Annotated in this window: 27 protein-coding genes; 11 read left to right on the top strand and 16 right to left on the bottom strand. The window is 70.7% G+C overall.

The window, feature by feature from the left end; all coding sequences use genetic code 11:
- Window positions 1-151 precede the first annotated feature (151 nt).
- Window positions 152-1,261: a ferritin-like domain-containing protein gene (locus ABD841_RS28740; RefSeq protein WP_344978336.1), complete on the bottom strand. Its 1,110-nt coding sequence runs from the start codon at window positions 1,259-1,261 to the stop codon at window positions 152-154.
- Between the two features lie 148 nt (window positions 1,262-1,409).
- On the opposite strand from ABD841_RS28740, the gene ABD841_RS28735 reads away from it, so the two are divergent.
- Window positions 1,410-2,075: a TetR/AcrR family transcriptional regulator C-terminal domain-containing protein gene (locus tag ABD841_RS28735; RefSeq protein ID WP_344978334.1), complete on the top strand. Its 666-nt coding sequence runs from the start codon at window positions 1,410-1,412 to the stop codon at window positions 2,073-2,075.
- A gap of 78 nt (window positions 2,076-2,153) precedes the next feature.
- Here the strand turns inward: ABD841_RS28735 and ABD841_RS28730 are convergent, their stop codons facing one another.
- A complete protein-coding gene (locus ABD841_RS28730) occupies window positions 2,154-3,077 on the bottom strand; it encodes a hypothetical protein (RefSeq protein ID WP_344978332.1) in 924 nt (307 codons plus the stop codon).
- Window positions 3,078-3,393: 316 nt separating this feature from the next.
- On the opposite strand from ABD841_RS28730, the gene ABD841_RS28725 reads away from it, so the two are divergent.
- Both ABD841_RS28725 and ABD841_RS28720 read left to right on the top strand, forming a co-directional pair.
- The gene (locus ABD841_RS28725; protein WP_344978330.1) at window positions 3,394-3,750 is read left to right on the top strand and encodes a DUF2267 domain-containing protein; all 357 of its coding nucleotides are present in this window, start codon (window positions 3,394-3,396) and stop codon (window positions 3,748-3,750) included.
- A 295-nt stretch (window positions 3,751-4,045) separates the two neighbouring features.
- Window positions 4,046-5,962 (top strand): glycoside hydrolase family 15 protein, encoded by a 1,917-nt coding sequence (locus tag ABD841_RS28720; protein ID WP_344978329.1) that lies wholly within the window; start codon window positions 4,046-4,048, stop codon window positions 5,960-5,962.
- Window positions 5,963-6,343: 381 nt separating this feature from the next.
- Here the strand turns inward: ABD841_RS28720 and ABD841_RS28715 are convergent, their stop codons facing one another.
- From ABD841_RS28715 to ABD841_RS28690, 6 genes are all read right to left on the bottom strand, one after another.
- On the bottom strand, window positions 6,344-6,625 hold the full coding sequence (locus ABD841_RS28715; protein ID WP_344978327.1) for a hypothetical protein: 282 nt from the start codon (window positions 6,623-6,625) through the stop codon (window positions 6,344-6,346).
- A 296-nt stretch (window positions 6,626-6,921) separates the two neighbouring features.
- Window positions 6,922-7,617 carry a phosphatase PAP2 family protein gene (locus ABD841_RS28710; RefSeq protein WP_344978325.1) on the bottom strand — a complete coding sequence of 232 codons (696 nt, stop codon included), beginning with the start codon at window positions 7,615-7,617 and terminating at the stop codon, window positions 6,922-6,924.
- A gap of 28 nt (window positions 7,618-7,645) precedes the next feature.
- The gene (locus tag ABD841_RS28705) at window positions 7,646-8,314 is read right to left on the bottom strand and encodes a phosphatase PAP2 family protein (protein WP_344978323.1); all 669 of its coding nucleotides are present in this window, start codon (window positions 8,312-8,314) and stop codon (window positions 7,646-7,648) included.
- Between the two features lie 399 nt (window positions 8,315-8,713).
- On the bottom strand, window positions 8,714-9,103 hold the full coding sequence (locus tag ABD841_RS28700; protein WP_344978321.1) for a hypothetical protein: 390 nt from the start codon (window positions 9,101-9,103) through the stop codon (window positions 8,714-8,716).
- A 278-nt stretch (window positions 9,104-9,381) separates the two neighbouring features.
- A complete protein-coding gene (locus tag ABD841_RS28695) occupies window positions 9,382-9,564 on the bottom strand; it encodes a hypothetical protein (RefSeq protein WP_344978319.1) in 183 nt (60 codons plus the stop codon).
- Window positions 9,561-9,752 (bottom strand): ClpX C4-type zinc finger protein, encoded by a 192-nt coding sequence (locus tag ABD841_RS28690; RefSeq protein WP_425582057.1) that lies wholly within the window; start codon window positions 9,750-9,752, stop codon window positions 9,561-9,563. Before ABD841_RS28690 ends, ABD841_RS28695 begins: the two co-directional genes overlap by 4 nt.
- A gap of 316 nt (window positions 9,753-10,068) precedes the next feature.
- On the opposite strand from ABD841_RS28690, the gene ABD841_RS28685 reads away from it, so the two are divergent.
- The 4 genes from ABD841_RS28685 (at window position 10,069) to ABD841_RS28670 (ending at window position 13,119) form a co-directional block, all read left to right on the top strand.
- Window positions 10,069-10,404 carry a hypothetical protein gene (locus ABD841_RS28685; RefSeq protein ID WP_344978318.1) on the top strand — a complete coding sequence of 112 codons (336 nt, stop codon included), beginning with the start codon at window positions 10,069-10,071 and terminating at the stop codon, window positions 10,402-10,404.
- A 458-nt stretch (window positions 10,405-10,862) separates the two neighbouring features.
- Window positions 10,863-11,576: a GAF and ANTAR domain-containing protein gene (locus ABD841_RS28680; RefSeq protein ID WP_344978316.1), complete on the top strand. Its 714-nt coding sequence runs from the start codon at window positions 10,863-10,865 to the stop codon at window positions 11,574-11,576.
- A 170-nt stretch (window positions 11,577-11,746) separates the two neighbouring features.
- Window positions 11,747-12,844, top strand: a complete 1,098-nt coding sequence (locus ABD841_RS28675; RefSeq protein WP_344978314.1) for a quinone-dependent dihydroorotate dehydrogenase — start codon at window positions 11,747-11,749, stop codon at window positions 12,842-12,844.
- Window positions 12,845-12,915: 71 nt separating this feature from the next.
- Window positions 12,916-13,119: a heavy-metal-associated domain-containing protein gene (locus ABD841_RS28670; protein ID WP_344978313.1), complete on the top strand. Its 204-nt coding sequence runs from the start codon at window positions 12,916-12,918 to the stop codon at window positions 13,117-13,119.
- A gap of 178 nt (window positions 13,120-13,297) precedes the next feature.
- Here the strand turns inward: ABD841_RS28670 and ABD841_RS28665 are convergent, their stop codons facing one another.
- The 4 genes from ABD841_RS28665 to ABD841_RS28650 form a co-directional block, all read right to left on the bottom strand.
- Complete coding sequence (locus ABD841_RS28665) at window positions 13,298-14,935, bottom strand: beta-N-acetylhexosaminidase (protein WP_344978311.1); 1,638 nt, start codon at window positions 14,933-14,935, stop codon at window positions 13,298-13,300.
- Between the two features lie 33 nt (window positions 14,936-14,968).
- Window positions 14,969-15,862: an N-acetylmuramoyl-L-alanine amidase gene (locus tag ABD841_RS28660; protein WP_344978309.1), complete on the bottom strand. Its 894-nt coding sequence runs from the start codon at window positions 15,860-15,862 to the stop codon at window positions 14,969-14,971.
- 90 nt (window positions 15,863-15,952) lie between these two features.
- The gene (locus ABD841_RS28655; RefSeq protein WP_344978307.1) at window positions 15,953-16,201 is read right to left on the bottom strand and encodes a hypothetical protein; all 249 of its coding nucleotides are present in this window, start codon (window positions 16,199-16,201) and stop codon (window positions 15,953-15,955) included.
- Between the two features lie 124 nt (window positions 16,202-16,325).
- On the bottom strand, window positions 16,326-17,411 hold the full coding sequence (locus ABD841_RS28650; protein WP_425582056.1) for a LacI family DNA-binding transcriptional regulator: 1,086 nt from the start codon (window positions 17,409-17,411) through the stop codon (window positions 16,326-16,328).
- A 136-nt stretch (window positions 17,412-17,547) separates the two neighbouring features.
- On the opposite strand from ABD841_RS28650, the gene ABD841_RS28645 reads away from it, so the two are divergent.
- Complete coding sequence (locus ABD841_RS28645; RefSeq protein ID WP_344978304.1) at window positions 17,548-18,237, top strand: TetR/AcrR family transcriptional regulator; 690 nt, start codon at window positions 17,548-17,550, stop codon at window positions 18,235-18,237.
- Between the two features lie 166 nt (window positions 18,238-18,403).
- Here the strand turns inward: ABD841_RS28645 and bldC are convergent, their stop codons facing one another.
- Window positions 18,404-18,607, bottom strand: coding sequence for a developmental transcriptional regulator BldC (bldC, locus tag ABD841_RS28640; protein WP_013133571.1), 204 nt, complete (start codon window positions 18,605-18,607; stop codon window positions 18,404-18,406).
- Window positions 18,608-18,926: 319 nt separating this feature from the next.
- Window positions 18,927-19,784, bottom strand: coding sequence for a DUF8083 family protein (locus tag ABD841_RS28635; RefSeq protein ID WP_344978302.1), 858 nt, complete (start codon window positions 19,782-19,784; stop codon window positions 18,927-18,929).
- Window positions 19,785-19,974: 190 nt separating this feature from the next.
- Here ABD841_RS28635 and ABD841_RS28630 point away from each other — a divergent pair, with 190 nt between their 5' ends.
- Together ABD841_RS28630 and ABD841_RS28625 are read left to right on the top strand one after the other, a co-directional pair.
- The gene (locus ABD841_RS28630) at window positions 19,975-21,078 is read left to right on the top strand and encodes a Glu/Leu/Phe/Val family dehydrogenase (RefSeq protein ID WP_344978300.1); all 1,104 of its coding nucleotides are present in this window, start codon (window positions 19,975-19,977) and stop codon (window positions 21,076-21,078) included.
- Between the two features lie 150 nt (window positions 21,079-21,228).
- Window positions 21,229-21,462: a DUF3073 domain-containing protein gene (locus ABD841_RS28625; protein WP_344978298.1), complete on the top strand. Its 234-nt coding sequence runs from the start codon at window positions 21,229-21,231 to the stop codon at window positions 21,460-21,462.
- Window positions 21,463-21,773: 311 nt separating this feature from the next.
- On the opposite strand, the gene purM is transcribed toward ABD841_RS28625, so the two are convergent.
- Together purM and purF are read right to left on the bottom strand one after the other, a co-directional pair.
- Window positions 21,774-22,802 (bottom strand): phosphoribosylformylglycinamidine cyclo-ligase, encoded by a 1,029-nt coding sequence (gene purM / locus ABD841_RS28620; protein ID WP_344978297.1) that lies wholly within the window; start codon window positions 22,800-22,802, stop codon window positions 21,774-21,776.
- Between the two features lie 43 nt (window positions 22,803-22,845).
- A complete protein-coding gene (purF, locus tag ABD841_RS28615; RefSeq protein ID WP_344978295.1) occupies window positions 22,846-24,291 on the bottom strand; it encodes an amidophosphoribosyltransferase in 1,446 nt (481 codons plus the stop codon).
- Between the two features lie 160 nt (window positions 24,292-24,451).
- Here purF and ABD841_RS28610 point away from each other — a divergent pair, with 160 nt between their 5' ends.
- Window positions 24,452-26,200: a DUF4190 domain-containing protein gene (locus ABD841_RS28610; RefSeq protein ID WP_344978293.1), complete on the top strand. Its 1,749-nt coding sequence runs from the start codon at window positions 24,452-24,454 to the stop codon at window positions 26,198-26,200.
- The last annotated feature ends 30 nt before the right edge of the window (window positions 26,201-26,230 follow it).

The raw sequence follows: 26,230 nt of genomic DNA, 5'->3' as shown, positions 1-26,230 counted from the left end.
GGTTCCCCCGCCCGCGGACGGGCACCGCATGCGGGCGGGGGAACCGCGGCGGTGCCCGTCCGCGACGCCCGGGAGGCGGCCGCACCGGTGCCCGTCCGCGACGCCCGGGAGGCGGCCGCACCGGTGCCCTCGGTCACGGCGGGGCCCTCGGTCACGCGGGGGAGGCGGCCTCGTCGATCACCGTGTCGACCTCGGCGCGGCGCTCCGCCTCCTCGGCGGCGAAGCGTTCCGCGTCGAGTCTCTCGGCGATCTCCTCGTCCTGCCGCATGAGGGCGTCGAGGTCGCTCCTGGACATGTCGAGCACGCCCATGTCGTCGTAAGCCCGCTGGATCCGCTCGCTCCACAGGCCGATGTCCTTGACGCACGGGACGATCCGGCTGAACAGCAGGCTCTGGAACGTCCTCATGTAGAGGGAGTTCTCCACCATCTCGTGCACGTCCTGCGGGGGGATCCCGAAGTTCTCCCAGATCTCCACCCCGCGGATGCGGTCGCGCATCAGGTAGCAGCCCTCGATGACGAACTCCTCGCGCTCGCGCCGCTCGGCCGACGACAGCTCCCGGTAGTGGTCGCGCAGCGCCAGCCGCCCGAACGCCACGTGCCGGGCCTCGTCCTGCATGACGTACGTCAGGATCTGCTTGGGCAGGGGCTTGGTGGTGAAGTCGCGGATGACGCCGAAGGCCGCCAGGGCCAGACCCTCGATGAGCACCTGCATGCCGAGGTAGGGCATGTCCCAGCGGGAGTCCCTCAGGGTGTCGTCGAGCAGTTCCCGGAGCTTGGTGTTGATCGGGTAGACCAGTCCCACCTTCTCCTGGAGAAAGCGGGAGAAGATCTCGACGTGGCGGGCCTCGTCCATGGTCTGGGTGGCGGAGTAGAACTTGGCGTCCAGGTCGGGGACGGTCTCCACGATCCGGGCGCCGGTGATCATCGCTCCCTGCTCGCCGTGCATGAACTGGGAGAACTGCCAGGACGCCGAGTGCCGGCGCAGCTCCTTCCGCTGCCGTTCGCTGAGCTTGTCCCAGTACTTGGTGCCGTGGATGGCCAGCGTCTCGTCGGGGACTCCGAGCACGTCGTGGGGGTCGACCTCGATGTCCCAGTCGATTCGTTTGACCGAGTCCCACTGCTTGTCCTTGCCCTTCTGGTAGAGCGCGAGCAGCTTGTCCCTGCCGTCGTCGTACTCCCACGTGAAGCGGGCGTCCCCGGTGACCGGCACGTCCCACGTGGATCGATCCACGGGGCGGGTGTAGAGCTCATGGGTCGACACGATGGTTCCTCCCGGAGGTCCGTGACGTGTACCGCACATGGCACGTACAACGTACGTCTTACGTACGTTGTACGTACCGTGTCACGATCCCCGGGAGGCGTCAACGGCGCATGTAGCATCGCATCAGAAAGCGGGAGGGGGCCGGCCGTTGGCGAGGAAAGCACCCGAGGTCGCCATGCGCGCGGTGCTGACCCGGGAGCGCATCGTGCACGCCGCGGTCGGGCTGATCGAGCGGGAGGGCGTCGACGCCCTCGCGATGCGCGCGGTCGCGACCGAGCTGGGTGTCGCCGTCATGTCCCTCTACAACCACGTGCCGAACAAGGCCGCGCTGCTGGCAGGTGTGGCCGAGTACGTGATGGGGGGCATGGAGCTGCCCGACGACCCGGGGGAAGACTGGCGGGTCCGGGCACGGACGCTCATCCGGGCCTTCCGCAAGGCCGCCCACGACTACCCGCGCTCCATGACCGTGGTGCTGACGCACAGGATCGACACGTCGATCGGCCTGCGGCCCGCCGAGCGGGCCCTGGCGATCGCCGAGAGCGCCGGGTTCGACGGCGAGATGGCGGTGCGGATCATGCGGGCCCTCCTCGCGTACGCCCTGGGCGCGCAGATGCGCGAGGTCGGCACCACGAAGATGCTCGACCACCTGCACCAGGACCCGTCCGAGGCCTTCGCGCAGCTCGATCCCGTCGAGTTCCCGCACGTCATCGCGCTCGCCCCGGAGCTGGCCCGGCACGATCCCGAGGCCGACTTCGAGTTCGGGCTCGACCTGCTCATCTCCGCGCTGGACGGGCTTCCGCGCGCCTCCCGGTGAGCGCGGCGTGCTCCGGGGACGCGGCGTGGGACCGGCCGCTCCGGCCGGCGACGTCCCCGGCGGGGGAGTGCCGGGCCGTCAGAACAACCAGCCGAGCAGGCCGCCGCGGTCCCGGCCATCGGAGCCCCCGGTCGTGCCCGTGTCCTGCGGGGTCGTCGGCGGGGCCTCGGTGGGCGCCGAGGTCTGGGTGGGAGTCTCCTGCGGGGGTGCGGACGAGGACGAGGGCTCGGGCCTGTCCGAGCTCTCCGGCTTCGAGCCCAGGTTCTTCTGCGAGTCGTCCGTGCTCTCCCTCTCCACGGTGGTCCGCGGACGGGGCTCCTGAGAGGTGTCGCGGCTCGGGGCCGGCCGCGGCGCCCGCGTCGCGGTCCGGGACGACCGGGTGGGGGCGGTCGTCGGCTCGGTGACGGTGGACGGGCCGGCGGTCGGCTCTCCCCGCTCTCCCGGCTTCCGTGCGGGCTCGCCCGCGGGCGTCTCCGGCGGCACGTCCGGTGACTCGGCCGTCGAGCACTGCGCGCCGGGCGAGCACGCGCCACCGGACGTCGGCTCCGCGGACGAGGAGAGCATCCAGCCGCCCAGCACCCCGGCCGCCACGACCCCGCCGACCACGGCCAGGAGCGCCTTGCCCTTCCTTCCTCCCCGGTGGCCTCCCCGGCGGCGGCGCTCCGCGGAGGGATCGGAGGCCCCGCGTCGGCCCGGCCCCGCGCCCCCGCGCGTCTGCTCGCCGCCGCCGGGGGAACGCCCGTCCCTGACGCCGTGCGCGGTGGTCTCGCGGCGGTCGTCCAGGTGGACGATCTGCCGGGAGCCGTCCGGGTGGATGATCTCGCGGGACCCGTCGACGTGGACGATCACCTTGGTCCCGCCGCTGCCCAAGGAGCCCTGGCTCCACGCGTCATCCTTGGCCCAGGCCGCGACCTCCTGGCTCCAGCCGTCGGGCTCCGGGTCCCGCGTCCCCGCCGTGGTGTTCCGGCCCTCCGGCCCGTGGTTCCAGCCATCCGACAGCACGTCGCCTTCCGGCTGACCGGTTCCGCGCCCCGGTACGGATCCCAGAGAGTCGGTCTGCTCGCCAGGCCCCTCGCCATATGGTCGTTGGATACCGTCGCGCCCCACGATGAACCCCTCTGACGTGAATCTTGGTCGAGGGATCTTCCTAGCAGATCCATACCGGCATGACCGAAAAGTTCCCCCACATGAGGGAATAATGTGACTTCTGGGACTACAGGGCGTCCAAAAAGACAACGGATCGGGCCCCGCGAGTTCATCCCCGTGGCGACCGGGAACGCTAGCCGGGTGGGGGGATGACATGGAGTACAAGGATTTGGTGAGAGCCGTCGCTGAACGTTCGGCACTGTCTCGTGAGGAGGCCGCCGATCTCGTCCGCGCGACGCTGGACACGCTCGGGAGCCGGCTGAGTGCCCGGGAGGCCAAGAACCTGGCGGCACGGCTTCCCGAATCCCTGCGCGACTCGCTTCACATTCAGGAAAAAGGTGAGCACTTCGGGCTGCATGACTTCGTCCGGAAGGTCAGCAAGCGCACCGGGCTCACCATGCGGGAGGCCACCGCCGGGGTGCGCGCCGTGCTCACCACGCTGCGCGAGGCGGTCGACGACGAGGCCTTCGCCCACGCCATGTCCCAGCTTCCCGGCGAGTTCCAGGAGATGGCCGAGGCCACCGCCTGACCCCGGGCGCCAAGCAGGCGGGGAACCCGGTGAACGCGGACGGCCGAGTTCTCCGCCGCAGGCCGTTCCGGCACGCGACGGCCGGCGGCCACCGGCCGGTCGAAGGCCCGGACCCGGACGCCGGGTGAGGCGTCTTCCGCGGCAGTGCGTTGCGGGACCGCGGACGCCGGAACGTGCCGGAGCGTCCGCAAGGGACCGGACCTTCGGAACGGGACCGGCCGGACAGGGACAGGGTGTTCGGCGACATCACGGTGATGAATGTGCCTGAAATGGTTGATAAGGGTAGAAAAATCGCATGACAGTGCATCCACTGGCGGGCGCATTTCCCGGTTCCTCTCCTTTTCCGCCCATCGCGGACTACGCCTTCCTGTCCGACTGCGAGGCCAACGCCCTCGTTGCCCCCAGCGGGAACGTCGAGTGGCTCTGCCTGCCCCGGATGGACTCGCCCAGCGTCTTCGCCGCCGTCCTCGACCGCGACGCCGGGGGGTTCCGGCTCGGCCCCGCCGACCTGCGGGTGCCCGCCGCCCGCCGGTACCTGCCGGGCACCATGGTCCTGGAGACGAGCTGGGGCACGCCCACCGGCTGGATCGTCGTGCGCGACGTGCTCCTCATCGGCCCCTGGCACCACGACGACGAGCTCTCCCACACGCACCGGCGGGCGCCGACCGACTACGACGCCGCCCACGTACTGCTGCGCACGGTGCGCTGCGTCAGCGGGGAGGTGCAGACCACGCTCGACTGCGAACCGGTCTTCGACTACGGCCGCAAGCCCGCCCGCTGGGCGTACACCGACCGGGGTTACCACCAGGGTGTGGCGACCGCGGAGGGGGAGAGCCTGCGGCTCGCTCTCACGACCGACATGCGGCTGGGGTTCGAGGGCTGCCGCGCGACGGCGCGCACCCTCCTGAAAGAAGGAGACACGCGCTTCTGCGCACTGTCGTGGACCGAGCACGAGCCGCCGTACACCTTCCGGGAGGCGTACGAGAGGCTGGTGTGGACCGCCCACCACTGGCAGCACTGGCTTGCCCGGGGCAACTTCCCGGACCATCCCTGGCGGAGCTTCCTGGAGCGCAGCGCCCTCACCCTCAAAGGACTGACCTTCGCCCCGTCCGGCGCGCTCATCGCGGCGGCGACCACGTCCCTGCCGGAGACCCCGGGCGGCGACCGCAACTGGGACTACCGCTACAGCTGGATCCGCGACTCCACCTTCACCCTCTGGGCCCTGTACACCCTGGGGTTCGACTGGGAGGCCGACGACTTCTTCTGCTTCATCGCCGACGTCGCGGAACGGGACGAGGAACTCCAGGTCATGTACGGCGTCGACGGCGAGAGCGAGCTGACGGAGCACGTCCTCGACTATCTCCACGGCTACGAGGGGGCCCGGCCCGTCCGGGTGGGCAACGCGGCCTACCGTCACCGCCAGAACGACGTCTGGGGCGCGGTCCTCGACTCCTTCTACATCCACACCCGTTCCCGCGACCGTCTGGACGAGCGGATCTGGCCCATCCTGAGGCGGCAGGTCGAGTCGGCCATCAAGTACTGGCGCGAGCCCGATCGCGGCATCTGGGAGGTCCGCGGGGAACCCCGGCACTTCACCTCGTCCAAGGTCATGTGCTGGGTGGCGGTCGACCGGGGGGTCCGGCTGGCCCGGCTCCGCCAGGAGTTCGAACTGGCCGATCAGTGGCAGCGGATCGCCGACGAGATCCACGCCGACGTGTGCGCCCATGGCGTCACCGAGCAGGGAATCTTCCGGCAGGACTACGAGACCGACGCCCTTGACGCGTCGCTCCTGCTCCTCCCGCTGGTGCGTTTCCTGCCACCCACCGACCCCAGGATCCGCGCCACGGTTCTGGCCATCGCCGACGACCTGACCGTCGACGACCTGGTCCTGCGCTACCAGCCGAAGCAGACCGACGACGGCCTGGAGGGGGAGGAGGGCACCTTCACCATCTGCTCGTTCTGGCTCGTCTCGGCGCTGACGGAGATCGGCGAGCACGTCCGCGCCCGCAGGCTCTGCGAGAAGCTTCTCTCCTTCGCCAGCCCTCTCGGCCTGTACGCCGAGGAGATCGATCCGGTGACGGGCCGTCACCTGGGGAACTTCCCCCAGGCGTTCACCCACCTCGCGCTCATCAACGCGGTCCTCCACATCATCCGCGTCGAGCGAGGCTGGAACCTCGCCGCCTGGCCGGCGTCGGGCCCGGGACCGTCATGACCCCCCGGACGTGCGGCGGCGGCCCCGGGAGCCTGGGTAGGCTCCGGGACATGAACCGTCGCGTGATCGCCATCGTGGTGCTCATCGGCCTGCTCGCGACGAGCGGTCTGTCCGTGGTCGTCGCCTGGGGCCTGTCCGGCTGAGTCCTCCGGAGGCCGCCGGTCGGATCGCCGGGATCCACCGGTCCGGCCGGCCGGTGTCCGTCAGGTCCGGCTCGCGGGATGCGCCCTCGCCCGTATCCGCCGGCGGGTCCGCCGGGGGCCGGTCGAGCACGATCGGAACCTGCCGGGCCGGAGAACCGAGACGCGCCGGGTGGCGGGTGCCGCCCGGATACCGGGTCTCCGGACTCCGAGCCACGGCCGTTCGCGGGTGCGCCTCTTGCTAGGCGACCACCATCGCGCTCTGGCCGGTGGGCTGCGCCTGCGGCTGCCCCTGGACGGGGTGGTTCCGGGGCTGCGCCTCCTGCGGCTGGGCCGGTGCCTGAGGCTGGGGCGCCTGGGACTGCTGCTCGGCGGCCGGCTCCACCGGCGCCTGAGCGGTGGACGGGCAGGTGCAGTATCCGTTGGTGAGGATCAGCCGCCCACGCTGTGCCGTGTAGGTGCGCGAGTCGGTTGCGAGGAGAACGCCTGTGCATTTGTGGCAGATGACGGACTGGCGATCCATGGGCCGGCTTCCTTCCGTGAGGGTAGCCGTCGAACGCTCGTCGGTCCGGCCGGCTGGCTGCTCATGCCCCAAAGGGGAGATACCAATCTCCCTATCGAGGGTTTCCATCTTACTTCGTTACCCATAGCAATCATTGGTGCACACGAAGTGACAGATGTAAGGCTTGGTCGCGCTGTTCTCCACAGTCTCACGCGGAGCGGTCGAGCGGTAGCGGATGCCTGTCTCCTGTATCGGTGTCGCCACGTGTCTCTCCCGCCACACCGGTGAGCGGGACCGGCGGTGCCGACGGGGCACCGCTAGGCCGGGGACTTCCTCCCGGTCTTCTCCGTCACCACGGGCCGCAGGAGCAGCGCGTTGGCGGCCACCGCGACGCAGACCGCACCGAGCAGGAAGCCCCAGCTCACGTCGGTCAGGTGGTGCATCCCGCGATACATCCGCGAGTAGGCGATCCCGAGGGGGACGCCGAGGCCGACCAGCCACCACAGCAGGTTGAGGATCCTGTGCCGGTGGGTGTGGAGGGTCAGTACCAGGGCGATGCCGCAGTAGAAGGCGACCGCGGCGCTGGTGTGCCCGGAGGGGAAGCTGGAGGTGGGCGGGGCGGGGTCGAGGTGCTCCACGGGGGGCCGCTTGCGCTCGGCGAAGACGGTCGCCAGCAGGAAGATGGCCGACTGGGAGAAGACCGCCAGCGCCAGGAAGATCGACTCATTCCAGCGCTTGAAGGCCAGCCGGAAGGCGATGGCGAGGAGGAGGGTACCGATGATGATCACCGGTGTGTCCGAGAGGCCCGACACCACGTCGGTGATCGAGCTCAGGTAGGCCGTGCGGTCCTGCGCCATCTCGGCGTTGACGCCTTTGTCGTTCGCGATGAGGGTCGTCGTCTGCAGGACCTTGGTGATGAGGAGCCCGACGCCCAGCGTCAGGGCCGCCATGACGGCCAGTGGCAGGAGAATGAGGCGCGCCACGCCCCGGAAATCCACCGACAGTTTTGACATGGCGCGCCTGCTACCCGGGAACCGGCCCTCAGAACGCCTCGGGCTCGATACCTTCCTCGGCCGGTACGACTGGTCTGCGGCCCTCGGCCCGCCGCCAGGTCTCGAAGCCCGCCGCGGTTCCCGCGACGACCACCACGCCGAGTGCGACCCCCGCGATGACGTCGCTGGTCCAGTGGACGCCGAGCGCCACCCGGCTGTAGGCGACGAAGACCACGACGGCCGCCGCCGCGATCCAGGCGATGGCCTTGGCCGCCCGGCTCCGCAGCGAGGGCAGCATGATGAGCATGAGGATGCACGCGCCCAGCGCGGCTCCCATCGCGTGACCGGAGGGGAACGACGCGCCCGGTGCGGAGGCCACCGGGTCCGGCAGGTCGGGCCGGGCGCGATCGATGATCTCTTTGACCGCCAGGTTCAGCAGGCCGCCGAAGGCGATCGTGGCGACCGCCCAGATCGCCAGCCGGGGTGCTCCCCGGCGCCAGAGCCAGAGCGCCGTCAGCACCACCAGCACACGCCAGGTCCACGGCCCGAACACCTCGGTGGCCACTCTGAGGAAGGCCGTGTAGCCGGGGTTGTCCAGGGCGTCCGCGTGCATTTCGAGGGTGACGCTCTCGTCGAAGGCGTCGAGCGGGGTGAAGGAGGTCTTGACGAGCACCATCAGGAGCGTGAAGGGCACCGAGAAGACCGCGACGGCGATCACCGCCAGCGTCAGCCGTATGCCCAGCCGCCGGTCAGAGGCGTGATCATCCGCCGGCCGACGAGGTGGAGACTGACCATCGATAATCCTGACCATCGTCCATGGCTACCCGATCGTCACCGGATATGCCTCCTCCGCCGGGTAAAAACCGCCTGGGCGACCCTCTGGACCCGGGCGGGCCGGGGTCCGGTCCCGTCGCGGTGGTTCGGCGCGGGGCAGGCCGGGGAGGCCGGTTCGGCGGTTCGGGCGGGGCGGTCGTGCGGGGCCGGTTCGGCGGTTCAGGGGGCGCCGCGCGGGCCGCTCAACGGCTCGGGCGAGGTCGCCGTCGGGCCGTGCGGACGGTGTCGTGGGCGGGGGAGCGGGGCGGGCTCCGGGGGCCGGGTTCCGGGGGCCGGAGCCGATTCAGGCGCAGGCGGCGTCGCGGGGCTCGCGCCGGGTCGTCCAGCGCAGCACGTCGCAGTGGCGCCGTTCGGCCTCGGCGAGCGCGGTCTCGCCGGCGTACGCGTCGAGCACGGCGCGCAGGTGCGGCAGTTGCTCCGCGACGTCGTCCCAGGCCTGGGACGGGTCGCCGTGGCCCAGCTCGATCAGCGCGTCCAGGTGCGCGGCGTAGGCCGTCCACCACTGCCGGCTCAGCTCGGCCAGGAACCCGCCCAGACCGCCGAACTCACGGTGGATCTCGTCCTCCCACCAGGTCGGGACGGTGACGTCGCCGGTCTCCGCGAGGTCGCGGAGCACGACGTGTGCCAGGGCGCGCCGCCGTCGCACGGCGGTCGAAGGTGATGGGCTGCTCATGCGCCCAGCCTGGCGATCTTTGTTTGCCGAACGCTTAACGATGTATTGACGGCGATATGCGACCGCGACCACCGCGACCGCGGCCTCGCAGTGTGATTCCCGGCGATAGTCGTCACTCGCCGGCGGTATCTGTCACCAGGACCGTCACAGGAGCGCGGAACGGTTGGTGTCGTGTCTCGGTGAATCTGCTTGATTCTCAGCGAACCTGCTTCGGCCCGGCCGGTTGTCTCACCGGATCTGCCGATCATGACGTCGTCGAGGTCGGCCGGGCCGGAGCCTCATTCCTCGCCGGAGAACCTCTCCCAGGCTGACTGCCGAGTCATACCCAGGGCGCCACCGATCCTGGCCCAGGTGACACCCCGGTCGCGGAGTCGGCCGACCCAGACCTGCAGGTTGGCGTCGACCTGGGCGCTCACGGCGGCGATGCGCGGAAGGAGCTCAAGGATCTGTTCGTCGGTCATGCTGTCCGGCCCGGGAACCTCGGCGGCCGCCGAGGTTCGGTCGGTGTGCTGAGGATGATGTTGCACAGCTGCACGCATTCGTTGCAGATGTGGACGCCGGCACCGGCGATCATCTTGTCCACGTCGGTCTTCGACTTCGTGCAGAACGAGCAGTAGATCTCCTGGTCGGCCAGGGACGGGGCAGGCATGCGGTCCTCCCGGATCGATTGCTGTCAGGATGATCCTGACGGAATGGTCGTCGCCCTACTCTGTCAGGCACAGCCTGACAATCCCTCGTGGTGTCCCGATGAGACGGGACAGTCGGTTCGGACCACCCGTCGGTAACCGCGAGTGGCGAAGGCGCGCAGTCGCGCGTATCGCCGGCGGATCCCCCGGGCCGACACGCCCGGGGCCGCGCCGGGTTCGGCCCGGCTCTACCACGAGCAGCCTGACCAACCCGGTGAACCTGAGTGGTCAACGCATTAGTCTGAGTCCGGGACGACTCGGACGGAGGCGTGGACGCAGATGAGCGAGACCGATCCGCACATCCACGTCGAACAGAAGGTGACGCAGGCCGGTGCCGCCTTCCGCAATGTGATCGTGTCGTCGTTGGGGCTCGTGCCCGACGCACCGAGTGTCGTCACCACCGGTTGCGGACTCCGGGTGCCCTACGCGATGACCTCGCCTCATCCGGAAAGCGTCACCTGCCTCGCCTGCCGGGAACACGCCCACCGGGAGCACCTGCGCTTCGCCGAGCAGGTGGAGCGCCTGAGCCGGATGCCCGGCGCGCCCGTCACCGGCGACCAGGCGGCCAAGGTCGCGCGATGGGCCCGGGATCTCGCGAAGAGGTTCTCCGGCTGACGCGGTGACCGCGAACGTTCACCGGGTCTGCTGATCACGTCGGAGCTACCCGTCACGAAGCTGCGCAACGGCCCGAACTGCGCTCCGATCGGGTTGGCCGGGACGTGCCGGCCGACGTCGGACACGGCTCGGCCTCAGCGGCGAGACACCGGTCCACGAAACGGCCGGTGACCTCCTCGATCCGGTCCGGCCTGGCTTCACGGGCCGAATCGGTGGACTCCCTCCAGGTCCGGGTCCGCCCCTCCGTCTGTCGGTCTCGATCGGGCCGTCACCGACGGTGGAACAGGTCATCATGCGGCGCAAGCCGTACGGCTTGGCCGACCCGGTGAACGTTCGTGGTCACCGCACCGGGGACAGCTGTCGCCGGGAGTCACACGCGGGACCTCGCCCATAGTTCTCCTATTTCTGGGAAGCCGTAGTGGGCCCGTCAAGTAACCAGGCCGACGCTGAAAGGCGCCATGCATATGACTCACATTGATCCGGAAGCGCTGGTTGCAAGCCTGCGGAGGCTTCGGACAACCTCCTCCGCAACCGACATAGTCCATCAGCTGGAGCGTGCCGTCGACGTGGTGGACACGCTGTTCGGATACTCGGGTGCGGGCCTGATGTTTGCGGAGGAGGGGAGAAACCTGCGCTACTTGGTCGCCACCGACGACCGTGGCCGCAGCCTTGAGGGCGCCCAGCTCCATCTCGGGCAGGGGCCCTGTGTTTCCGCGTACGAGCGGAACTCCGCGGTGACCTCCACCGACGTGCATGCCGACCCGCGCTGGCCGAAACTCGCCGACCGGCTCCACCCCGACGTGCGGGCGGTCGCCGGGGTACCGGTGCGGCTGGGCGGGGAACCGGTCGGCACATTGAACGTCTACCAGTCCACGCCCTATGAGTGGGACGACTCGGACGTCCAGGCGCTCCACGGCTACGCGGACGTGATCGAGCAGCTCCTCACGGCGGCGATGGCGGCCGAGGAGAAGAGCGCCCTGGCCGACCAGTTGCAGTACGCCCTCGACTACCGGGTGGTCATCGAGCGGGCGATCGGATACCTGATGGGCAAGCACGACCTGACCGCCACCCAGGCCTTCACCGGCCTGCGCAAGCAGGCCCGCGACAGTCGTCGCCGCGTCGCCGACCTGGCCGCCGAGGTGCTGGGCGAGGGGGCGGGCGAGTTGCGGTGATCCGGCGCCCCGGCGCCGACGGCCGTGGCGACGGGTCCTGTGCGCCCGGCGCCGACGGCCGTGGTGAATCCCGAGAGCCCGGGGAAGGGGCGGGATCTCGCGGTCGCTCCCGATGATCAGAGCGGTGTGCCCTGACGGGGCGGTCCGCCGGGGGACTAACCTGATCGGTGATGTATCGATTCGTGTTCACGCAGGTCCTCAGCCGCCTCGATCCGGAGGACATCCACCGGCTGACGGTCCGCGCGCTCCGCCTTCTCTCGGTGACTCCCGTGGTCAGGCGCCTGGTCCACCGCCGTCTCGCCCCGCGTGACCCGGCGCTGCGCGTGCAGGCCTTCGGCGTCCACTTCCCCGGCCCGTTCGGCCTGGCGGCCGGCTTCGACAAGGAGGCTGGCTGCGTGGAGGCCCTGTCCGCGCTCGGCTTCAGCCACGTCGAGGTCGGTACGATCACCGCGCATGCCCAGCCCGGCAACGCCCGGCCCCGGCTTTTCCGTCTGCCGGCGAACCGGGCGGTCATCAACCGGATGGGCTTTAACAACGCCGGAGCGGGCGCCGCGGCCCGCCTGCTGCGCAGGACCCGGGGGGTGCCGGCGATCGTCGGCGTCAACATCGGCAAGACCAAGGTGGTGCCCGAGTCCGGTGCCGTCGACGACTACGTGACCAGCGCCAAGGAACTCGCCCCGCTGGCCGACTACCTCGTCGTCAACGTCAGCTCGCCCAACACCCCCGGCCTGCGCGACCTGCAGGCCGTGGAGCTGCTGGGCCCGCTGCTGCGCGCGGTGAAGGAGGTCGCCGACGGCACTCCCAAGCGCACCCCGCTGCTGGTCAAGATCGCTCCCGATCTGGCGGACGAGGACGTGGACGCGGTCGCCGACCTGGCCCTGGAACTGGGCCTGGACGGCATCATCGCCACCAACACCACGATCAGCCGGGAGGCGCTGACCGCCGTCGAGCGGCCCCGCGACCGCGCGCTCCGCGACGAGACGGGCGGCCTGTCGGGCCGTCCGCTGAAGGCCCGCTCCCTGCAGGTCCTGCGCCGGTTGCGCGCCCGGGTCGGCGACCGGTTGGTGCTCGTCTCCGTCGGCGGTGTCGAGGACGTGGACGACGTCTGGGAGCGCCTGCTCGCCGGGGCCACGCTGGTCCAGGGCTACACCGCGCTGATCTACGAGGGACCGCTCTGGGCCCATCGCATCAACCGCGAGCTGTCCCGTCGCCTCCGCCGCCACGGCGCCGTCGACCTGCGCCAGATCATCGGCCGGACAGCCTCCTGAGTCATACCCCGGGTGGGTTCACCCGTCCGGGTATACCCTGGGCGGGTAAGAAACGATACGGGAGGCATGAGATGAGTGTGACCACATACACCGTCACGGGTATGACCTGCGGCCACTGCGTGAGCTCCGTCAAGGAGGAGGTCGGCGAGGTCCCGGGCGTCACCGGCGTCGAGGTCGACCTGCAGACCGGCCGGGTCGAGATCTCCGGTGACTCCCTCGACGACGCGGCCATCCGCGCCGCCATCAAGGAGGCCGGCTACGAGGTGGCCGGCTGACCTCGTACGGGGTCGGCGAAGGCGGTCACGAGGCGCCCGGCTGACCCGCGCCCGGCCGGTGAGACGGCCCGCTCCTGGTGTGACGGCCCGCTCCCGGAGGGCCGGGCCGTCTCACCGCTCGCCGGGCTCACCGCTTGCCGGGCTCGACGGAGCCGGGTGGGCGGTGGGAGCCGCGTGATCACATGCTCGGGCGGGTGGAGTCGGCGACATGGGTCAGCTCCTCCAGGTGCTTCATCATCTCGTCCACCTTGATGACCCCCGGGCGGTGGCGGCGGCGACCGGTGCCGCCCGCCTGCCAGGGACGGGGCCCGTCCAGCGGCCGGTACTCCACGCCCATCGCGTCGAGACGGCCCAGGTGGCCTTCGAGCCGGGCATCGAAGCCGGGCCGGCTCGATCCCGACCAGGTCACCTCGGCCAGCGCGCACCCGCGCGGCCAGGCCCGGTAGTCGACCGCGCGCCCGTCGGGCAGCCGCTCGCTCCACAGCTGGAACTGCGCCCCGAGCACACGCTCGCGCTCCGCGGCCGTCCACGGCTCCGGCGCCGGGTCGAAGGCGGCGACGTCCGACACGGTGATCGCCTCGCCGATCGCCAGCGGCTCCTGCTCGGAGGCGGCCTCGGCGTAGTCGAAGTACAGCGGGAAGACGGGCGTCTGCACCACGTCGTGCCCTGCGGCCGCGGCACGGCGGGCCACGCCCGGCCCGCGCCACGGCATCACGATCGTGTCGGCCCTGAGCATGCCGCTGACGAACGCCTCGTCCCACACCACCGCGCGGCTGCCCCGCTCGGCCAGTACGTCGGCCAGCCGCCGCAGGAACCAGGCGTGCAGGTCGCTGAGGTGCGGGAGGCCCAGCTCCGCCTGGAAGGCGACGATCTCGGGGGAGGCGGCCCAGTCGTCGAGCACGCACTCGTCCCCGCCGATGTGGACGTACGGGGTCTCGCCCAGTGCGCCGAGGATCTCGTCGAGCACCACGGTCAGGAAGTCGACCGTCTCGGGCAGCGGGGACAGGATCGCGGGGGAGATGCCCCACCGCTCCAGCACCTGGAAGGGCTCCGGCCGCCGGCCGCCGGTGGCGCGGGCGTCGAGCTCGGGGTAGGCGGCGAGGATCGCCGCGGCGTGCCCCGGCACGTCGAGCTCGGGGATCACCGTCACCGCACGGGCCCGGGCGTACGCGCCGATCTCGGCGAGGTCGTCCAGCGTGTAGTACCCGCCGTGCGGCACGTCGTCGAAGGCGAGCTCCTCCTTGTAGTAGGAGACGGCCGTGCGGCGGCGGTGCGAGCCCACCTCGTGCAGTCGCGGGTAGGCGCGGCTCTCGATCCGCCACCCCTGGTCGTCCGCCAGGTGGAGGTGGAGCCGGTTCAGCTTGTGCGCCGCCATGATGTCGACCATCCGCAGCACCTCGCGCTTGGGCAGGAAGTGCCGCGCCACATCCAGGTGCACTCCCCGCCAGGAGAAGCGGGGCGCGTCTTCCACCCGGCCCTGGGGAACGGTCCACCCCGTCCCGGGCACCGTGCGGAAGGCCGCGTCGGGAAGGAACTGGCGGAGGGTCTGACCCGCGTAGAAGGCCCCGGCACGGCCGCCGGCCGTGATCCGCACGTCCTGCGCCGTCACCTCCAGGGTGTACGCCTCGGGGCCGAGTGACGTGGCCGGCTCCACCGCGATCGTTCCCGTCTCGGCGGGGCGCGGATCGAGCACGGACAGCGCGAGCCGCACCGCGTCGACCAGTTCGGCGGGGCCGGACACGGTGCTCCCGGGCGGGAGTCCCAGGGAACCGCCGGCGGGAGTGAACGCGGAGGGCAGCGGCAGGAGGTGAGTCATGGCTCAGATCATGCCAAACCGGCCTAGGCCAAGCTATTTAAGGTAGTTCTGCATGCCGTCCGCGAGAGAGAGCGCGATCTTCTGCCGGAACGCGGGCTGCTGGAACTTGGCGGCCTCGTCCGGGTTCTTCATGTTGCCGCACTCGATGAAGACCTTGGGAACCGTGGAGAGGTTCAGGCCGCCGAGGTCGTTGCGGAAGTCCAGTGCCGAGCTGCCGATGTAGGTGGAGTACGGCAGGCCGGTGCCGCGCTTGAAGGCGTCGCGCACGCTGATGCCGAGCTTCCTGGAGGCGCCGACCGCCGGGTCGACCGGACCGTTGATCTTCTTCGGCATGATCACGTGGAAGCCGCGGTTGCCCGGGCTCGACCCGTCGGCGTGGACCGAGATCACCGCGTCCGCCTTGGCCTTGTTGCCGATCGCCGCCCGCTCCGTGATGCACGGCCCGACGCCGTTGTTGCTGTCGCGCGTCAGCTTCACCGTCGCGCCCCGGCTCTTGAGGATCTTGACCAGGCGCTGTGAGACGTCCCAGGTGAAGGCCGCCTCGCTGTAGCCGTTCGCGGTGGCGGTGCCGGTGGTGTCGCAGGCCTTCCACTGGGTCAGGACGTTGACCTTCTTGTTGATCACCGCCGGGTGCCGGTAGTTCTGCCCGTTGTGGCCGGGGTCGATGACGATGACCTTGCCGCTCAGCGGCTTGGCCCCGATGCTCGAACCCGCCGCGGCCGCCGTCTCGGCGTCGGCCGCGGGTTCCGCCGCCTCGGGGGCGGACCGGGCGGCGGCGTTCTGCGTCGTGCCCGCCGCCGGGCTCTTCGCGGCCGAGGCGGCTCCGCCCCGCGCCGGATCCGCGGCGGAACCCTGGGCGGTGCCACCACAGGCGGCGGCCCCCAGGCCGCAGAGGACGAGGGTCGCCGCAAGTGCTTTGCCGGTCACGCTTCCATCCCTTTCGCAGGAATCGTCAACCACCCAACTTACGTGGCCCGGCGGCATGACTTGGCCGTTCTCACCCGATGTGACCACGCGTCACCAGACGTGCTCGCCGACCTCCTGTTTCTGCAGGAGCGAGGCGAGTTCCCTGGCGTCCTCGGCGTCCAGGCCGAGGACGACGCGCGGGCGCCCCCACGGATGGTCGATCGAATGGGCCACGTAGCTCGCCACCGACTCGGCTCCGGCGTCGCCGCCACGGCCCCGGGCGGCCCGCCAGTGCGCCCACGCCCGCTCAAGCTCGGCGGCGGCCCGCTGGGCGCATGAAACCAGTTCTGGATCACGCATTGTTAACCCCCCTCATCACGGCCAGAGTCAACACCGTCGCCACGCCGCCGCTCGGGAGGTTGACCCGCTCTTGGTGAGGTCCTGAAGCCTGCCTGGGCGTCGTGTAACGCTCCAGGCAGGCTCTTTACCCTGCCGTGGGGCCTGTGCTCTGCCGCACGACCAGCTGCGGGGCGATCTGGCGCAGTCGCGAGGCCTTGCCGGGATCGCCGATCCGGTCGTTCAGCAACGCCGCCGCGGAACGGCCCATGGCCCGGCGGGGCTGGTCGACGGTGGTCAGCGAGATCGGCTGGGCCCCGGCCCGGTGCATGTTGTCGTACCCGACGACCGACAGGTCCTCGGGCACCCGCAGACCCAGCTCGGCGGCCGCGGAGAGTACGCCCATGGCCACCCGGTCGTTGGCGGCGAAGATCGCGGTGGGCCTGGGGTCGCGGGTGAGCAGGCGGTGCGCGGCGCGCGCGCCGCCCTCCTCGGAGGACTCACCCTCCTCGACCATGATGTACGGCGCCAGCGAGTGCCGGCGCATCGCCACCAGGTAGCCCTCGCACCGGAACCTGCCGGAGGAGGAGCCCGCGCCCTCGATGTGGGCGATCCGGCGGTGACCGAGCTCCACGAGGTGGTCGACGGCCAGGCGGGCGCCCAGCTGGTCGTCGTCGACGACGATGTCCACGCCGCCGAGGTCGATGTCGCGCTCGCCCACCACGACCGTCGGCGTGTAGCCGGTGGCCTCGACGAGTGTCCCGCTGGTGGGCGCGATGCCCAGCAGGACGAGGCCGTCGACGCGCAGTTCGAGGAACGCCTCGACGGCCTCGTCCTCGAAGGCGGGGTCCCACTGGCTGTTGCCGATGAGCAGCCGCAGCCCGTCGCCGTGCAGGCTCTCCTGCAGGCCGTCCAGGAACTCGGCGTAGAACGGGTTGTGCAGGTCGGCGACGAGCGCCCCGACCAGGTGGGTGCGGCCCTCGACCAGGCTGCGCGCGACCGCGTTGGGCCGGTAGCCGAGGTCTCTGGCGGCCTGCAGCACCGCTTGCCTGCGGTGCTCGCTGACGTGCGGCGATCCGCGCAGCACGAGCGAGACCAGTGATTTGGAGACACCGGCCCGCTCGGCCACGTTTCGGATCGTGGGCCGTGGGCGTGGCCCGATTCCGTCGGATAAGACGGGACCGGCGAGCCCGCGGGCTCGGGTGTCGGTGGTGTTGACCGGTGGTCCTGACATGGCTCTCCCCCGGGATGGTGGATGGGCACCTGTCACTGAAAACGATCGAGTTCCGAATGGGGTACGGGTTGGGGAGAAGGGAACTTCGATCTTGACCTCGCCGGCACGGCGTGACGGCTCCGATAGTCTTCCCGGTGTGGGTGCGACATCCGGAGCCGCCGAGCAGCGGCAACCCGCGGCGGCCGCCGCGCGGCCGGCGCGGCGCAGGCTCAGCGTGGACCGGCGCCGTGAGGAACTCATGGCCGCGGCCCTGGAGCTGTTCAGCAAGCGTGACGCCGAAGACGTGTCGATCGACGACGTGGCGTCCGCCGCCGGCGCGTCACGCGCCCTGGTCTACCACTACTTCGGTGGCAAGCAGGAGCTCTACGTCGCCGCGCTGAAGAGCGCCGCGGCCCAGCTCGAGGAACGGTTGCGGCCCCAGGACGACGGGCGCCCGCTGGAGGAGCTGGCCGGGGGGCTCACGCGTTACTTCGACTTCGTCGAGGAGCACGCGGCGGGCTTCGCCGCGCTGCTGAAGGGCGGCCCGGCCAACCGCAGCGGCGAGATCGGAGAGATCGTCGACTCCGTCAGACACCGGCTGATGCGTCTGATCATGAAGCAGATGCGTGTCGAGGAGCCGGGCCCCGCGCTCCGCGTCACGTTGCGCTCCTGGATCGCCTCCGTCGAGACGGCCGGCCTCGACTGGCTGGAGCATCGCGACATCGAGCGCCCGGCTCTGGAACGCATGCTGGTCGATCACATGGTCGCGCTGCTCGGCGTGGCGGCGGATCACGACCCACAGGTCAGGGGGCTTCTGGACACCCTGATGCGTGATCAGGCGGTGTAGCGGCCCCCGGCTCGGGCGGACCGGAGAAGCGGTACGGGGCCGTCGTACGGGACGAATGCCGGGGCGGCGCCGGGCGGGCGACGCCGCTCCCCACAGAACCCGTTCGACCTACGCGCTCACGGAAGGTGAGCGCGCTGTTCCCCCTAGGTCGGTGACGACCCCCGTCTTACTCCGAACGCTGCTGTGGAATCCCCGCGAGCAGCGCGCGGACCTCGGTCTCCCGGTACCGGCGGTGTCCGCCCAGAGTGCGGATGGACGTCAACTTGCCCGCCTTCGCCCACCGGGTCACGGTCTTGGGATCGACGCGGAACATGGTTGCGACCTCCGCCGGGGTGAGCAGCGGCTCTGCCTCGGGTGTACGAGCTGACATTTGTGCGGCCTCTCCTCCATGTGGACCGGCGACAGCGATCCTGCGACTTGACGCTTGTCACGGATGTCCTTGTATGGCCCCTTGCGTGCGGCTGTTCGGACCATATGCGGCATCACCCGATGTGACCATACAGCCACGTAGAGCGATTGGCGAGTCTTTGAGTGACTCATCTCTCTTGTGTACGTGTTGTAGTCACGCTCGGTGATTCTAGCGACACGTTTCGTGGTATCGCAGTGAAAACGGCAAACTACTCAGTTCGTAGGTGCATCCCCGGTCATCGACGGACCTACTTACGCAGGTGGAAGGGGTGATTTGCGAGTCAGTTTGCTGATTCGAGAAGTTGTATTGATCTCCAGCGGAGGATGACGCGCTGATACATGGCGAACGCCAGGTCTTCCTCGCCTTTTTCCAGACCCGTGAGCGCCGCCGCGAGCTCCGCCACGGATTCGTCGGCCTGGAGCGTCTCGGCGTCCATGAGATTGACGATGCCGCCGTAATCGAGCTCCACCAGCGAATGCGGGTGGAACTCCTCCAGCCACCGGGCCACGTCCTCGACCTCCGAGGTGACCGCGACCTCGCCCACCTGCCTGCGGATGATCTGCAGGGCGCGGGCGCTGCGACGCCTGGCATGGGCCATGGACGTGACGTAGATCAGGTTGCGGGTGGTGGTCGTGCCTCCCTGCGGGCTCTCACCGTCGATGACCAGCCAGCGCTCGTTGCCGTCGAAGGGGACGAACCAGGCCGTCGGAACGTGCCAGGTGGAGCTGCGGATGTGGGTGCGCAGGGCGGCCGAGTCGCTGCGGCGCTTGAAACGGTCGAAGTCGTCGGCCGTCTGCTCGGCGACCGCCGCCGGGACGAACCGCTCCATCAGCTTGGGCGGCGTCGTCCCGCGCAGGCGTGAGAAGGCCAGCCAGGACCTGAGTCTGCTCTGCCACGGGCAAACGTACAGGACGTCCTCCACGCGCCTGAGATAGGCGTTGGGACTCTCCTGCGCGGGAGCGGGGGTCGGGGAGACCCCCAAGAGGCGGCGCACCGCCTCCCCGTGTTCGGCGTGGAGCGCGCTCGCTCGGCGGGGACGATCGGTCGCCTCGGCGTACGCGGCCCACGAGACACGCTCCGCCGGGCTGAACGCGACCAGCGGTTCGTAGACGCGGAGGTACGCGGCATAGGGCAGCACGACCGCATCGTGTCATGAAGGAGCGGTTGTTGTCCGTATCTGGTCACCCCTTGGCGTGCGGAGACCCCATCTGTCTCGGTCGCTGAGATATGGCGTACGTGCAGGTCGTGCCTTCGCCCGCTTGTGGTTACGCTGAGGGTGATCTCCGTCGCGACGGTGCGGCGGGAACGGACGACTGGGAGTCACCACAGTGACCGACGTCTTCGGGCTGTCCCACAAGGACGCCGGCCCGGTAAGCGGCCAGACGAAGCACGAGCAGGTCGTGTTCTGCTCCGACGAGCGCAGCGGCCTCCACGCGATCATCGCGATCCACAACACCACCCTCGGTCCCGCCCTCGGCGGTACCAGGTTCTACCCGTACGAGAGCGAGCAGGCCGCGCTGGCCGACGTGCTCAACCTCTCGCGGGCGATGGCCTACAAGAACGCGCTGGCCGGGCTCGACCACGGCGGCGGCAAGGCCGTCATCATCGGCGATCCGGCGACCGACAAGACCGAGGCGCTGCTGCGCGTCTACGGCAGGTTCGTCCAGTCCCTGGGCGGGCGCTACTTCACCGCGTGTGACGTGGGCACCTACAGCGAGGACATGGACATCGTGGCCCGCGAGAGCTCCTACGTGACCGGCCGCACACTCGCCAACGGGGGAGCCGGCGACTCCTCCGTCCTGACCGCGTACGGCGTCTTCCAGGGCATGCGCGCCGCGGCCGAGCACGCCTACGGCACGCCCACGCTGCGCGGCAGGCGCGTCGGCGTCGAGGGCGTCGGCAAGGTCGGCCACCGCCTGGTGGACCACCTGATCGAGGACGGCGCCGAGGTCGTCGTCTGCGACGTCAGCGAGCGGGCCGTCGAGCTGGTGCGGCGGCGTCACCCGCAGGTGGAGGTGGTCGCCGGACGGGCGGAGCTCACCGGAGCCGACATCGACGTCTACGCGCCGTGCGCCCTCGGCGGGGCGCTGGACGACGACGTGGTCGCCCGGCTGCGCGCCACGATCGTGTGCGGCGGGGCCAACAACCAGCTGGCCCACCCCGGTGTCGAGAAGCAGCTCGCCGACCGCGGCATCCTCTACGCGCCCGACTACGTCGTCAACTCGGGCGGAGTCATCCAGGTCGCGGACGAGATCCAGGGTTTCAACATGGATCGGGCCAAGGCAAAGGCCACCAAGATCTATGAAACGACTCTCAAGATCTTCTCCAGCGCGGCGGAGGAGGGCGTCCCTCCGGCGGTCGCAGCCGATAGGCTAGCTGAGCGCAGAATGTCGGAAGTCGGGCGGATTAGGGGCATTTGGCTGGGCCGCTAGTCCCTCACGTCCATACGGCGTACCGAGCCGGGCGCAAAACAGGTACGGTTGTAGGCGAACGAGAGCTGACGCCTCAAGTCAGGTGGCGTCAGTGCGTGGTGCGTTAGCGACGAGGGGTCGGGCACGACCCCACACGAGGGGGTCGAGCCAATGGGGCGCGGCCGAGCAAAGGCCAAGCAGGTCAAGGTTGCTCGCCAGCTGAAGTACAACAGCGGTGGCACTGATCTTGACCGTCTTCGCGACGAGCTCGGAGTCAGAGACGACTCCAACCACAACGACGACTCCAACGACGCCTACGACGAACTGGCGGAGCGGTACGCCGACTACGCCGATGACTTCGGCTCCGGGGACGACCGCGAAGACGGGCCCTCCGGTCGCCGCTAGGCGAGTTCCACGTTGATGGTGAGCAGGGCACCCGGCGGTTGGCGAAGCCGCCGGGTGCTCTTCTCCGTGTGAGTCGGTACCATGACCGCGCTCCGGCAGGCCCGGAGCGCCTTTGGCATGCCCGCGCCCGCCACGGGCCTCGCGGGCGCCCGCCCGACCACGACCACACACCGGCCCGGGCGCGCACGCCGGCGAGCGCCGTTGGGACACGCCGACGACCGTTCCACGAAGCGGCCCACGAGGGCTCGCCGGTCACCGGGTCAGAGCGTCCGAACCGCGACGCGCAGCGTCGCCATAAACACAACGTCGCCTCAGATGCCGAAGCGCGCCTCGCCACTGCCGGGGACGACCTCGCCCAGCACCCAGGCCGGCAGGCCGCGCTCGCGGAGCAGGGCCAGAGCCGGTTCCACGGAGTCGGGGGCGACGATCGCGGTCATGCCCACACCCAGGTTGAAGGTGCGGTCCATGTCGGCCTGCGCCACCTTGCCGTGCCCGGCGAGGACCTCGAAGACGGCGGGAGGAGTCCACGATGAGCGGTCGAGCAGCGCGTCCAGCGTCGGCGGCAGGGAACGGGACAGGTTGCCCGCCAGACCGCCGCCCGTGATGTGCGCGTACGCGTGCACGTCGACCGAGCGGGCCAGCTCCAGGCAGTCGAGTGCGTAGATCCTGGTCGGCTCCAGCAGTTCCTCGCCCAGAGTCCGCCCCAGCTCGGGCATCTCGGCCTCCAGGGACAGCCCGGCCAGCTTGATGATGTGCCGGACCAGCGAGTAGCCGTTGGAGTGGATGCCGGAGGACGCCAGCGCGAGGACCACGTCACCCTCGCGGACCCGGTCGCGGCCGAGCATCTCGTCGGCCTCGACCACGCCGGTGGCGGCGCCCGCCAGGTCGTACTCGTCCGCGCCCATGGCCCCCGGGTGCTCGGCCGTCTCGCCGCCGATGAGGGCGCAGCCCGCCATGCGGCAGCCTTCGGCCACCCCGCCCACGATCTCGGCGATCCGCTCGGGGACGACCTTGCCGCAGGCGATGTAGTCGGTCATGAACAGCGGCTCGGCACCGCAGACCACCAGGTCGTCCACGACCATGCCGACCAGGTCGATACCGATCGTGTCGTGCTTGCCCAGCCGTTGCGCCAGCATGACCTTGGTGCCCACGCCGTCGGTCGACGTGGTGAGCAGCGGGCGCCGATAGCTCAGCAGCGCCGAGGCGTCGAAGAGCCCGGCGAAGCCGCTGGCGTCGTCGACCACCTCGGGCCGGCGCGACCGCGCCACCTTCGACTTCATCAGCTCGACGGCGCGCTCGCCCGCGTCGATGTCCACCCCGGCGGCGGCGTAGCTGGTCATGCGGCTCTCCTCGTCGTCCGGACCGGTCGCGTGCCCCGCCCGATCACAGCTTGGCCTCCAGCACGTATTTGCCCACGTTGTCCTGGTCGATCGGGATCGGGTAGTTCCCGTCGAAGCAGGCGCGGCAGAGCCGTTCCGAGGGGATGGTGGTGGCCGCGGTCAGGCCTTCCAACGAGATGTAGCCGAGCGTGTCGGCACCGAGCGAGGCGCGGATCTCCTCCACGCTCAGCGAGCCGGCGATCAGCTCGGCCCGGGTGGCGAAGTCGATGCCGTAGAAGCAGGGCCAGGCGACCGGGGGTGAGGAGATCCGGACGTGGACCTCGAGGGCGCCCGCCTCGCGCAGCATCTTGACGATGGCCCGCTGCGTGTTGCCCCGCACGATCGAGTCGTCCACGACGATCAGGCGCTTGCCGGCGACGACCTCCTTCAGCGGGTTGAGCTTCAGGCGGATGCCGAGCTGGCGGATCGTCTGCGACGGCTGAATGAAGGTGCGGCCGACGTAGGAGTTCTTGACCAGGCCCTGGCCGTACGGGATCCCGCTCTCCTCGGCGTAGCCGACGGCGGCGGGCGTGCCCGACTCGGGCGTCGGGATGACCAGGTCGGCCTCGACCGGGTGTTCGCGGGCCAGCACGCGACCGACCTCGACGCGGGTGCTCTGCACGCTCCGCCCGGCGATCGCGGTGTCGGGACGGGCCAGGTAGACGTACTCGAACAGGCAGCCCTTGGGCTCCGCCAGCGCGAACTTCCGCGAGCGCACGCCACGCTCGTCGATGGTGATCAACTCGCCGGGCTCGATCTCGCGGACGAACGTGGCGCCCACGATGTCCAGCGCCGCGGTCTCGGAGGCGACCACCCAGCCGCGCTCCAGACGCCCCAGCACCAGCGGGCGGACGCCCTGCGGGTCGCGGGCCGCGTACAGCGTCCGCTCGTCCATGAAGACGAGCGAGTAGGCGCCCTTGACCTGCGGGAGGAGCTCGGCGGCCGCGTCCTCGATGGACTGGGTGCGGTCCTGGGCCAGCAGCGACGCCAGCACCTCGGTGTCGGTGGTCGCCCTGGTCGAGCCCGGCGCCAGGCGGCGCGCCAGCTCCGGGGTGTTGATGAGGTTGCCGTTGTGGGCGAGCGCGAGCCCGCCGTCCTCGGTCGAGCTCAGGGTCGGCTGGGCGTTCTCCCAGACGCTCGACCCGGTGGTCGAGTAGCGGCAGTGGCCGATGGACAGGTGCCCGCGGAGGGTGCCGAGCACCGACTCGTCGAAGACCTGCGCGACCAGCCCCATGTCCTTGTAGACCAGGATTCGGCTGCCTTCGCTGACCGCGATGCCCGCGGACTCCTGGCCGCGGTGCTGCAACGCGTACAGCCCGTAGTAGGTGAGTTTGGAGACTTCTTCCCCAGGAGCCCAGACGCCGAAGACACCGCACGCGTCTTTCGGGGGCCGGTCGTGGGGGTCAAGGTCATGGCTCAGATGGCCGTCGCCCTTCAGCACATGCTTCATTCTAGGTCGGCCTATTCGCTGCTTGCGCCCAGGGTCCGTTCCGTGACATGGGTCACCATGACCGAATGATCGTCAGTGTTTTGCCGTGTCGGCCTGTTTCGTCGGCGGGTCGCAGGGGAGTGTGAGATATCCGGCATGCCTCAGCGTCGGGAGAGTAGACGTGATCACACCCATGGACCCGAACCAGCCCGGCCGGCGGCGCGAGCCGCAGGGCGGGCGACCCGAGCGGGAAGGGTCCGGCTCGGAGGAGCCGTCGAGCGCCTCCGAGGAGTCGGCCGCCCAGGATGAGCGGGCCACCTCCGAACCCGCGCCGACCCTTCCCCGCCCCGACGACCCGTCCGCCCGGGCCGTCCCTCCGCCGTCCGAACCGTCCCCCTGGCCGCGACCGCCCTCCACCCCGGCGGGCGAGTCGCCCGAGCGGGCCGCCCCGCCGGGAGGGGAGCCGCTGGAACGTTCCGGTACCGCCGGGGAGCCGTCCGAGCGCGCCCGGCCGTCCCGGTGGGAGCCCGTCGAGCCGGCCGGGATGCCGACGTGGCAGCCGTCCGACCAGGCCGGGATGCCGATGTGGCAGCCGCCGGGACGCGCCGGGGCGTCCGTGGGAGAGCCGTCCGAGCCACTCGGAGGGGAGCCGCCCGAGCGGACCCGGCCACTCGCCTGGCCGCAGGAGTCCTCCTCCCCGGAGGGCGAGGTCGCGGAGCCCGGCGGGCGGCCGGGACGGAGGCGGGCCGCCGACGAGCGCGTGTGGCCGCAGGAGGCCGCCGACCGGCCGTCGTCCACGATGCCCGCCGGGCCGGGCGAGCCGGGCGGGCCCACCCCGTGGTCTCCCGAGCCCGAAGAGCCCGAAAAGCCCGAAAAGCCCGGCACCCCGAATTGGCCGTCGTCGCCGGTGCCTGAGGAGCCGTCGCTCCCGCGGCACCCGGACCTGCCACGCGCGCCGGAGGTGCCCGGCCCGGAGCAGGTGGACCCGAACGCCACGATGACGTACGGCTCACCGGGCTACCCGCGGCCGGACACCGTGTCCGCGGAGGGGCAGCTCTCCCACCCGGTGCCGGGCACCACGCCTCCCGCCTACCCCGGCTGGGAGAGCGCCGCGGAACCTCCCGGCGGGCCGGACCTGCCCGAGACTCCCGCCGCCACGCCACCCTCGCGCTACGACCCGCCGACGACCCCGGAGGGCTTCCCGGCGGTCCCGGGTGCGTACGGCGCCGGCGGTCCGGGCGCGTACGCCTCCGGTGGCTCGCGCGACGAGCCCGGTCAGGGCATGCCCTCCGGGGGCGGCGCCTCTCCCTACGGCGGCGGCCAGGCCGGGGGACCGGAGGGCGTCCCCGAGGGGGGCGAGCCCCACCGGGCCCACCGGCAGGGCGACGACCGCGGGGACCGGCCGGGCGAGGAGGAGCACGAGACCACCCAGCCGGGGCAGCTGCCGCGGCAGAGCTACGGGGACCGGCTGCAGCAGCCCCCGGGGGCGGGCCCGGCGTATCCGCCCCAGGAGAACGTCCCGCCCCAGATGGGCACGCCGTACGCGGCGCCGATGCCGGGCACGCCCGTCTACCCGGGCGGCACGCCGTACCCGGCCTACCCGGGTGGTCCCGTGAAGCAGGGCGGGGGGCTCGGCACCGCCGCGCTCGTCCTGGGCATCGTCAGCATCGTGCTGCTCTTCGTCTGCGGTCTCGGCGTGCTGTCGGCGATCGTCGGTCTGGTCATCGGCATCGTCGCGGTCGCCAAGAACTCCAACAAGGGCCGCGCCTGGGTGGGCATCGTCCTGAGCGCCCTCACCCTGATCATGGCCACGGTGTTCGTCGTCTGGGTCTACAACCGGGTGAGCGACTGCCTCAACCTGCCCCCGGGGCCTCAGCAGCAGCGCTGCATCGAGGAGAAGTTCGGCATCCAGGTCGAGACCGGGTCCTGACCCGGTCCGGCCGCGGCGACCGGTCGGGGC

It is taken from the genome of Streptosporangium fragile (genome assembly GCF_039534445.1).
GTDB lineage: Bacteria > Actinomycetota > Actinomycetes > Streptosporangiales > Streptosporangiaceae > Streptosporangium > Streptosporangium fragile.
This window is presented reverse-complemented; position numbering and strand designations above follow the sequence as displayed.